General features: G+C 55.4%; 2 pseudogenes. Both read left to right on the top strand.

The features are described 5' to 3' along the window. Positions 1–367: pseudogene (locus CWM53_RS29870) on the top strand (DNA-binding protein); the annotation flags it as partial. After that, positions 368–610, top strand: a pseudogene (locus CWM53_RS29865) (energy transducer TonB); the annotation flags it as partial.

The following is a 610-nucleotide window of genomic DNA, read 5'->3' as shown; positions in this document are numbered from 1 at the left end:
GCGGAAAAAACAGGTTGTTGCGGGAATAAAACAGGCAAAGCAGCGTAAGCAAGCGGAAACCGATCGCCCGCGGGTCGCGCCGGTAATGCGGCAGCCTCGCAGGGCGCCAGCCGCTGCCGTACCTCGTCAACCTACCGGGCCGGGGCCGTTAACCCTGTTGTGGCGCAGTATTCGCAGCAGCGTTCCTTCGTTTGCCTGGCATGGCGCGCTGGCGCTGATGAGTACGCTGATTATGGGGGGGCTGGCGCGCAGTTTTGCCCGGCTCAACGGTTCTGGTCCAGCATGGTTTGATATTGCGGCGTTACTGATTATTTTTATCTGGGTGGCGGCGCTGATATTCCGGTCCATTATTCGGAGTAAGCCATAAATGACGCTGAAATTAAGATATCTCATTCTCTTTTTCGCGTTGTTGATGGCTTTTGTGGCGCCGGATTTAGTCTCCTTGCTGTGGTCCGCACCGTTCCGCTTAATGGATACACTGCCGCTGTTACCTGCCGCGCTCAATGATCCTCAGCGTTTATATCTCTATGGCCTGTGGTTGGGGGGAACGATCTATTTTTCTGCCCTGATGTGGGTGGCGGTTACCCGACGCAATAAAGGCTATCTTGCC

The organism is Klebsiella sp. A-Nf5, assembly GCF_002810545.1.
GTDB classification, from domain to species: Bacteria; Pseudomonadota; Gammaproteobacteria; order Enterobacterales; family Enterobacteriaceae; genus Klebsiella; species Klebsiella variicola.
Note: the sequence above shows the minus strand (reverse complement) of the source record. Positions and strands in the feature narration are given on the sequence as shown.